Source organism: Pseudoduganella aquatica (assembly GCF_009857595.1).
GTDB lineage: Bacteria > Pseudomonadota > Gammaproteobacteria > Burkholderiales > Burkholderiaceae_D > Rugamonas > Rugamonas aquatica_A.
Map to the genome: position 1 here is coordinate 112771 of NZ_WWCU01000019.1, position 8372 is coordinate 121142.

Annotated in this window: 7 protein-coding genes and 1 pseudogene; 6 read left to right on the forward strand and 2 right to left on the reverse strand. The window is 66.0% G+C overall.

The features are described from left to right. The first annotated feature begins 17 nt into the window (after positions 1-17). The 5 genes from GTP77_RS17375 to GTP77_RS17395 all read left to right on the forward strand — a co-directional run bounded on the left by GTP77_RS17375 (position 18) and on the right by GTP77_RS17395 (position 6523). Positions 18-1469 carry an efflux transporter outer membrane subunit gene (locus tag GTP77_RS17375; protein ID WP_161073403.1) on the forward strand — a complete coding sequence of 484 codons (1452 nt, stop codon included), beginning with the start codon at positions 18-20 and terminating at the stop codon, positions 1467-1469. Positions 1470-1658: 189 nt separating this feature from the next. Continuing rightward, the gene (locus GTP77_RS17380; protein ID WP_161073404.1) at positions 1659-3416 is read left to right on the forward strand and encodes a methyl-accepting chemotaxis protein; all 1758 of its coding nucleotides are present in this window, start codon (positions 1659-1661) and stop codon (positions 3414-3416) included. A gap of 110 nt (positions 3417-3526) precedes the next feature. Further along, the gene (locus GTP77_RS17385; protein ID WP_161073405.1) at positions 3527-4225 is read left to right on the forward strand and encodes a hypothetical protein; all 699 of its coding nucleotides are present in this window, start codon (positions 3527-3529) and stop codon (positions 4223-4225) included. 86 nt (positions 4226-4311) lie between these two features. Further along, positions 4312-5073, forward strand: coding sequence for a BON domain-containing protein (locus tag GTP77_RS17390; RefSeq protein WP_161073406.1), 762 nt, complete (start codon positions 4312-4314; stop codon positions 5071-5073). A 136-nt stretch (positions 5074-5209) separates the two neighbouring features. After that, the gene (locus GTP77_RS17395) at positions 5210-6523 is read left to right on the forward strand and encodes an MFS transporter (protein ID WP_161073407.1); all 1314 of its coding nucleotides are present in this window, start codon (positions 5210-5212) and stop codon (positions 6521-6523) included. Between the two features lie 19 nt (positions 6524-6542). On the opposite strand, the gene GTP77_RS17400 is transcribed toward GTP77_RS17395, so the two are convergent. Further along, positions 6543-6983: a hypothetical protein gene (locus tag GTP77_RS17400; RefSeq protein WP_161073408.1), complete on the reverse strand. Its 441-nt coding sequence runs from the start codon at positions 6981-6983 to the stop codon at positions 6543-6545. 190 nt (positions 6984-7173) lie between these two features. Here GTP77_RS17400 and GTP77_RS17405 point away from each other — a divergent pair, with 190 nt between their 5' ends. Then, positions 7174-8208, forward strand: coding sequence for a lysozyme inhibitor LprI family protein (locus GTP77_RS17405; RefSeq protein ID WP_161073409.1), 1035 nt, complete (start codon positions 7174-7176; stop codon positions 8206-8208). A 58-nt stretch (positions 8209-8266) separates the two neighbouring features. Here the strand turns inward: GTP77_RS17405 and GTP77_RS31250 are convergent. Next, positions 8267-8372: pseudogene (locus tag GTP77_RS31250) on the reverse strand (IS110 family transposase); the annotation flags it as partial.

The following is an 8372-nucleotide window of genomic DNA, read 5'->3' on the forward strand; positions in this document are numbered from 1 at the left end:
GAAAAGGTATAAACGATATGTTCAGTTCATTCAAAAAAATCACGCTGGCCGCCGCCGTTGGGCTGGCGCTGGCAGGCTGCAGCACCGTGGGTTCCGATTTCAGCGCGCCGAAGAACGTGGCCGACGCAGGCTTCCGCCACGCTCCGGCGGGCGCGCAAAGCGACGCGCGCCTGCCCGCGCAATGGTGGACCATCTACGGCGACGACACGCTGAACCGCCTGGAACAAAGCGCGCTGCGCGACAACCCCAGCGTGAAAGCCGCCGCGCAGCGCCTGCTGCAGGCGCAGGCGCAACTGGGACTGGCGCGCGCCAGCGAATCGCCGTCGCTGAGCGTGAACAGCGGCGTATCGAATTCGCGCACCTCGGCCAACACCTCGCAAGGGCTGGCGCTGGGCAACCGCTCCATCCACGGCAACAACTACTCGCTGGGCGCGTCGATGTCCTACGAAGTTGACTTGCTGGGCCGTGTGCGCCGCATGGTCGAAGCAGCGGACGCGCAGGCGCTGGCCGCCGAAGCGGACCGCGACGGCGTGCTGCTGCTGCTGTCCTCGCAAGTAGCGACCACCTACTGGCAGCTGCGCGGGCTGGACACCGAGGCCGCCATCCTGAACGGAGCGCTGGACAGCCGCCGCGAAACGGAGGAACTGGTCAACGCGCGCTTCAATGCGGGCCTGTCGAATGAGCTGGACACGTCGCGCGCGCGCATCGAACGCGCCAACGCCGAAGCGGATCTGCAGGAAGTGCAACGGCAGCGCAACACGCTCGAGCACAGCCTGGCCACGCTGACCGGCGCCTCGCCGTCGGCCATGCGGCTGCCCGCCGCTGCGGCGGCCGGCCTGCCGCAGCCGCCGGCGATACCGGTGGGCCTGCCGGCCAGTTTGCTGTCGCAGCGGCCCGACCTGGCCGGCAGCGTCGCCACGCTGCGCGCCGCCAACGCCCAGATTGGCGTGGCCGAAGGCGGGTTCTACCCGTCGATCAGCCTGACCGGCAATTTCGGCTTCGCCTCCGAGAGCCTGAGCGAGATCGCCAAGGGCGGCTCGCGGCAGTTCAGCATCGGCCCGCTGGCCTTGTCGCTGCCGATCTTCGACGGTGGCCGCAACCGCGCCAACCTGGCGCTGGCCAAGGCGCGCTACGAAGAAGCAGTAGCCAACCACGAAGGCAAGCTCCTGACCGCGCTGCGCGAAGTGGACGACGCGCTCTCGGACGTGCAGCAAAAGCAGAAGCAGGAGCTGGTGCAGGCGCAATCGCGCGAAGCCGCCGCGCGCGCCTACGTGGTCGCGCGTGCCCGCTACGAGCGCGGCGTATCGACCTACCTGGACGTGACGGACGCACAGCGCAGCAGCCTGGCAGCCGACCGCGCCGCCGCGCAAATCACCACCCAGCGCCTGCTCGCCACGGTCGCCGTCGCCCGCGCCCTCGGCGCCGGCTGGCAGCCCCAAGGCCCCCTCGCCACCATCGCCTCCCGCTAAGCAGCCTGAGCCGCATTCCCCCAACTTCGGGGTCTGACCCCGAAGTTGGGGGAATGCGGCTCAGGTCGCTTGTAGGATTCGGCTGAAAGCTTAGGAAAAGGGGCGGCGAGGGCTCTGCAAGATTGTTTCATCCGTGTTAAATTCCTTCCAGTTATTTCCGATTGTCAATAATAGGACTGGGATACCGGCATGGACATTGAACGCACTAAAATCAGCACCCGCCTGGCCACCGGCTTTGGCTTGGTTTTCCTCCTCCTTATCATCGTCACTGCGCTCGGCATCAACCGGGTGCAGAAGATCGATACCATCCTGACCAATATCAGCGACGTGAACAACGTCAAGCAGCGCTATGCCATCAATTTCCGCGGCAGCGTGCATGACCGTTCCATCGCGCTGCGCGATGTGGTGCTGGCGGCCGATGCCGCTGCGGCCCGTCCGCACGTCGAACATATCAAGACGCTGGCCGATAATTACGCCAAGTCGGCCGCGCCGCTGGACCAGATCATCCTGTCCGGCAAGGGCGTGACGCCGGAGGAGAAAAGCGCGCTGGAGGGCATCAAGGCCAGCGAGGCCAAGGCCCAGCCGCTGATCGCCAAGGTGATCGAGCTGCGCGCGGCGGACCAGCTGCCGGAAGCGACCGCGCTGCTGCAGCAGCAGGCTGCGCCGGCCTTCGTGGCGTGGCTGGCGTCGGTCAATACAATGATCGACCTGGAAGAGAAAATGAGCATGGAGCAGGCCAACAGCGCCTCCAGCGTGGCGCGCAGCTTCTTCGTGTTCATGGTGGTGCTGTGCCTGATCGCCATCGGCGTGGGCGTGGCGGCGGCGTGGTTTATCAGCCGCGGCCTGCTGCGCCAGCTGGGCGGCGAGCCCGAGTATGCGGCCTCCATCGTGGCCTGCATCGCGTCGGGCAACCTGGCGGTGCGCATCGATACCAAGCCGGGCGACGACAGCAGCCTGCTGCACGCCATGCGCGGCATGCGCGACAGCCTGGTGAATATTGTCAGCCAGGTGCGCGCGGGCACGCAGACCATCGCCACCAATTCGCGCGAGATTGCGGCCGGTAATATGGACCTGTCCAGCCGCACCGAGCAGCAGGCCGCCAACATCGAGGAGACCGCGTCGTCGATGGAGCAGCTGACCGGCACCGTCAAGCAGAATTCCGACCATGCTTACCAGGCCAACCAGCTGGCGCTGTCGGCTTCCGAGGTGGCGGTAAAGGGCGGCGCGGTGGTGAACGAGGTGGTGCACACCATGGCCTCCATCAACGAGTCGTCCAAGAAGATCGTGGACATTATCGGCGTGATCGACAGCATCGCGTTCCAGACCAATATCCTGGCGCTGAATGCGGCGGTGGAGGCGGCGCGCGCGGGCGAACAGGGCCGGGGCTTCGCCGTGGTGGCCACCGAGGTGCGCAACCTGGCGCAGCGTTCGGCCGGCGCGGCGAAAGAGATCAAGGGCTTGATCGACGATTCGGTGGAGAAGGTGGACGCGGGCGCCAAGCTGGTGGACCAGGCCGGCGCGACCATGCAGGACATCGTCAACAGCGTCAAGCGCGTGACCGACATCATGGGCGAGATCTCGACCGCCAGCGCGGAGCAGACCTCGGGCATCGAGCAGGTGAACGAGGCGGTGGGCAAGATGGACCAGGTGGTGCAGCAGAACGCCGCGCTGGTGGAGCAGGCCGCCGCCGCCGCCGCGTCGCTGCAGGACCAGGCCGGCAATCTGTCGCAGGTGGTGAGCATCTTCAAGCTGGATGAGTCGGCTGTACCGCAGCGGCCACAGTCCAGCGCCCGTCCGTCGGCTCCGGCGGCTGCCGCGCCGCGCCCGGCCCCGGCCCGCCTCGCGGCCGCGACGCCGGCCAGGGCCAGCAAGCCCGTGGCCGAGCAGGCCCGGCCGTCTCCCAAGCGCGCCGTTGCCAGCGCCGATGACGGCTGGGAAGAATTCTAAAGCGACAATTTTTAATTTGGAAAATATGCAATTCAACTAAGCAAATATTTTGTAACAGCTGTTACGAATTGACTTGCGGCATGTATTATTTCCTCTCAGAGGGGTGAAACATGCCGAAATTGATCTTACGTTCTGTGTCCGCTGCGCTGCTGTGCTTGCCGGTTTTTGCCTCGGCGGCGCCGCTGACCGACGTCGAGACGCGCTGGCTGCAAGCCGGCGCTTCCGTGCTGGCTTACGCCAAGCAGCAGCAGCTTCCCATCGACATCATCGTGCAGCCGCAAGCCCAGCCGGGCGCGGTGCCGCTGGCCATGGGCTTTGATGGCGGCCGCTGCAAGCTGGTGCTGACCATGCGCGGCAACCCCGCCGCCGAGGACGTGCTGCAAGCGCTGCCCGCTGCGCAGCGCGCGCTGATGATAGAGGCCATGACGGCGCATGAAGTGGCGCATTGCTGGCGTTATGCGCAGGGGGCCTGGCACTCGGTGCCGAGCGGCTTCCAGCAGCGCACGCCGGAGGCGGCGCTGCCGCCCGAAATCCAGAAATTGAGCCAGGAACTGCGCGATACCCGCCGCGAGGAGGGCTATGCCGACCTGGTGGCGCTGGCCTGGATGCGGGGCGCCCACCCGGAGCAATATGGGCAGGTGTATGCCTGGCTGCAACAGGTGCGCGCGGCGCAGCCGGACAGCCATGTGTCGCACGACACCGGCGCCTGGCTGGCGCTGGCGGCCGACGGCGCCGCGTTCTCGGAGGGCGCCACGCCTTTCGAGCAGGCGCGGGCCCTGTGGAAGCAGGGACTGGCGGCGGCGGAATGATGAGTTTTTGTGTTGGTTAGCGTACAGAGTGAAACGGGCGGCAGGCGTTTAATCACTACGCTAACCATCACTTAGGGGAATTCATCATGAACAAATTCGTAATCCTGGCGCTGGCTGGCGCCATCAGCAGCAGCTACGCCATGGCCGACAACGATACTGCCGCCTACAAGTCGATGAAGGACAAGGCCGCCGCCGACTACAAAGCCGCCAAGGCGCAGTGCAGCAGCCTGAAAGCCAACGCCAAGGATATCTGCCAGGAAGAGGCCAAAGTGGCCCGCGCCAAGGCCGAGGCCGACGCGGTGGCGCAGCACAAGTCCGACGCCAAGGATATCCGCAAGGCCCGCGAGGAAGTGGCGGACGCCGAGTACGGCCTGGCCAAGGAAAAATGCGACGACATGAGCGGCAACGCCAAGAGCGCCTGCAAGCTGGACGCCAAGTCCGCCAAGGATAAGGCCATCGCCGATGCGCGCCGCGCCGATCCGACTCCGACCGTAGGCGAGCGCACCGCCGCCGCCGTGGGCACCGCCCGCGACAAGACCGCCAACGCGACCGACAATATGCGTGACCGCACTGTGGCCGCCACCGGCACCGCTGCCGACACCACCCGCAACACCACGGCCGCCGCCGGCGACGCCATGAGCGACACCGTCATCACCACCAAGGTGAAAGCCGACCTGGCCGCCGATCCCGGCGTGAAGGCGCTGGATGTGCACGTGGAAACCGTGAAGGGCGTGGTCATGCTGAGCGGCTTCGTGCCGTCCAAGGCCGAGGCCGACAAGGCCGTGCAGCTGGCGCGCGGCGTCAAGGGCGTGAACGAGGTGAAAAGCTCCATCCAGATCAAGCAGTAGCAGGCTGCGCGGCCGGGCACCCCCGGCCGTGTAGTTCAGGTCCGCCGCGCGCGGGCCTTTTTTTGTTTGCTTAAATTATGATCGTAATCTAAAATGCGTGGGACGCAGCATCTTTCAACAATCCATGAGGCCGTCCATGTTTGCTCAACCCCTGTCCGCCTGGCTGGCACGCCGCGGCGTGCACTATTCCTGGGTCATCGTCGCCCTGACTTTCCTGACCGCACTAACCTCGTCCGCCGCGCTGGGCTTGCCGGGCGCGCTGCTGCAGCCGCTCAGCAAGGAGTTCGGCTGGGAGGTGGACCAGATTTCGTCCGCCCTGGCGGTGCGTTTTGCGTTGTTTGGCCTGATGGGGCCGTTCGCCGCCATCCTGATGGAGCGCTTCGGCCTGCGCAATGTGGTGGTGACGGCGCTGGGCCTGGTGGCCACCGGACTGGTGCTGGCCACCCGCATGAGCGAGTTCTGGCACCTGGTGGCGCTGTGGGGCGTGATGCTGGGCATAGGCTCGGGCATGACGGCGCTGGTGCTGAGCGCGGTGGTGGCCAACCGCTGGTTTGAAACGCGGCGCGGCCTCATCATCGGCCTGCTGACGGCCAGTTCGGCCACCGGCCAGCTGGTGTTCCTGCCGCTGGGCGCCTGGCTGATCGAGCACTACGGCTGGCGCATGGCGCTGCTGCCGGTGTTCTTTGCCTGCACGCTGGTGGCGCTGGGCGCTTTCTTCCTGATGCGCAACCGGCCGTCTGACGTGGGCCTGCTGCCGTTCGGCATGGACCCGGCCGCCGCGGCAGCAAGCGCAGCCCCGGCCGCCACGCCGGCGAAAATCACTTTCGCCACGCCGTTCGCGGTGCTGCGCAGCGTGTCCGCCAACCGCACTTTCTGGATATTGTTCGGCACCTTCTTCATCTGCGGCCTGAGCACCAACGGCCTGATACAGACCCATTTCATTTCGCTGTGCGGCGACGCCGGCCTGTCGGCCGTGCCGGCCGCGTCCGTGCTGGCCATGATGGGCGCCTTCGACCTGTTCGGCACCATCGCTTCCGGCTGGCTGTCGGACCGCTACGACAACCGCAAGCTGCTGTTCTGGTACTACGGCTTGCGCGGCTTGTCGCTGCTGTGGCTGCCGTATTCGGAGTTCACGCTGTACGGGCTGTCGCTGTTTGCCATGTTCTACGGTCTGGACTGGATCGCCACCGTGCCGCCCACGGTGAAGCTGGTCGGCGCCACGTTCGGCAAGGAGCGCGCGGGCATGGTGTTCGGCTGGGTGTTTGCCGGCCACCAGCTGGGCGCGGCGGTGGCGGCTTACGGCGCGGGCCGGGTACGCGCTTTGTGGTTCACCTACAACCCGGCGCTGTTCGCGGCGGGCGCGGCCTGCTTGCTGGCGGCGCTGCTGGTGCTGGCGATACGGCGGCAGCAGGCTGCCGCTGCGGCGGCGCCGCTGAAAGCGGCTGCCTAGTCAAGTTGAGTAAAACCGCTTAATTGGAACCGGCTGGCTGGTGCGCGGCCGCTTCAGCCTGGCGCGGGGCGGGGGGCTTGGCGGCGGTGTAGCTGCGGTTCGCCATCAGGTTTTCCCAGAAGTCGCGCTCCACGCGGTTGGCGGCCAGTTTGCCGTAGGGCTGGCCGTTGCTGTGTTCCACGGTCGCTTTCACCCAGGCTTCGTGCCGGGCTTTCACTTGCTGGTAGTCGTGGCTGGAGGCCACCATGTCGTCCACGCCCTGGTGCTGGGCGGCGGCGATGCGGAAGCAGGCGCGCCATTCGCGCAGCGCCTTTTCAACCAGGCGCACGCTGTCGAGCGTGGTGGAGCGGACCGGGAAGTTGGGCTGCACACAGGGCGATTTCTGCTGCGGATCGATTTCCGCGCCAACGGCGGCGGCGGCGGCAAGCGTCAGCAAGAAGGCAGCGCACAGCTGTTTCATCGATGTTCCCGGGTAGTGGAGTTGCTCTAATTCTAACTTGCTCACAGGGAAATAGTATATATTTTTGTAACTTTTCCGCCACATTCCCTCCGCCTTGCCGTCACATTGGCGCCACAGTGCATCATCGTGGTGCTGTGGCTGTTTCGTCACTATACTGTGAGAATAATAAAACAGTGGTGGAGACGCTTAGATGAGCTGGTCCCGAATTTTCGCGGCGGCAGGGCTGCTGCCTGCGCTCGCGGGTGCGCAAGCCGATTATCCGAATACCTCCGCCATGGGCAGCATGGTTGATCCCAATTCGGCATGGTATCGCCAGTGCCTGCGCGTGCAGTCCGTGCAGCCGCCCGCGCGCGAGCTGCCCGCCAGCGGGGCCTTGCACGCGCTGCGCCAGTGCGGCGCCGAAAACCTCTATTACGACACCCGCGCGCGTCCGCACGCCACCACGTCCGACTGGGAGCATGTGCGCCATTGCGCCTACGCCGAGAGCGACGCCACCGTGCTGATGATGCTGTACGCGAACGGCTACGGCGTGTCGCGCAACCATGAGCTGGCGGTGAAATACGCCTGCTCGCTGCCGGCCTCGCCGGCCGAAATGGATGGCCGCGTGGCGCATTTGAACGAGCGCATGCAGCACCATGAAGCCACGCCTTTCGACCAGTGCGACGACATTACCAGCGGCTTTATGGGCGGGCAGTGCGCCGCCATCCAGGACAGGCTGGACAGCAAGGCGCGCGCCGGCAAGCTGGCGGTGCTGATGAAGACCTGGCTGCCGGGGCAGCAGGCGGCTGCGGCCAAGCTGCAGCAGGCGCTGGAGGAGTTTGCCGCGCACCGCGCGAGCGACGAGACCGATATGAGCGGCACCTTGCGCGGTGCGCTGGCGATCGAGGCGCACGGGGTGGAGCTGGATCTGTTTGCGCACGACGTGCAGGACGCGGAGAAGGGCAAGCTGCCGCGCTACAGCGAGCAGCAGTTCCAGCAGCTGGACAAGAAGCTGAACCAGGTCTACCAGCGCGTGATGCAGCACCCGCAGAAGGATGGCGCGCAGGGGCTGGGTTATGGCACGGTGACGAAGGAAGGCGTGAAGAGCACGCAGCGCGCATGGCTGGCCTACCGCGACGCCTGGGTGGCGCTGGGCGCGGCGCGCTACCCGGGGGTAGCGCCGCACGCGTGGAAGGCGCTGCTGACACAGCGGCGCATAGAACAGCTGGAAGAGTTCGGCGCCTGAGCGGCGGGTTAGGAACACGGGCCGTCAAGGCCGTGTTCCGTAGATACTGTTATGCCGGTCAAGCGTTTTGAAGCTCCTGATTGAATGGTTTGCCAGATTTTAAGACGCCGAAAGCAACGTGGACGAGCTTGCGCATCATGGCGCCGATCACCAGCTTGGCCGGC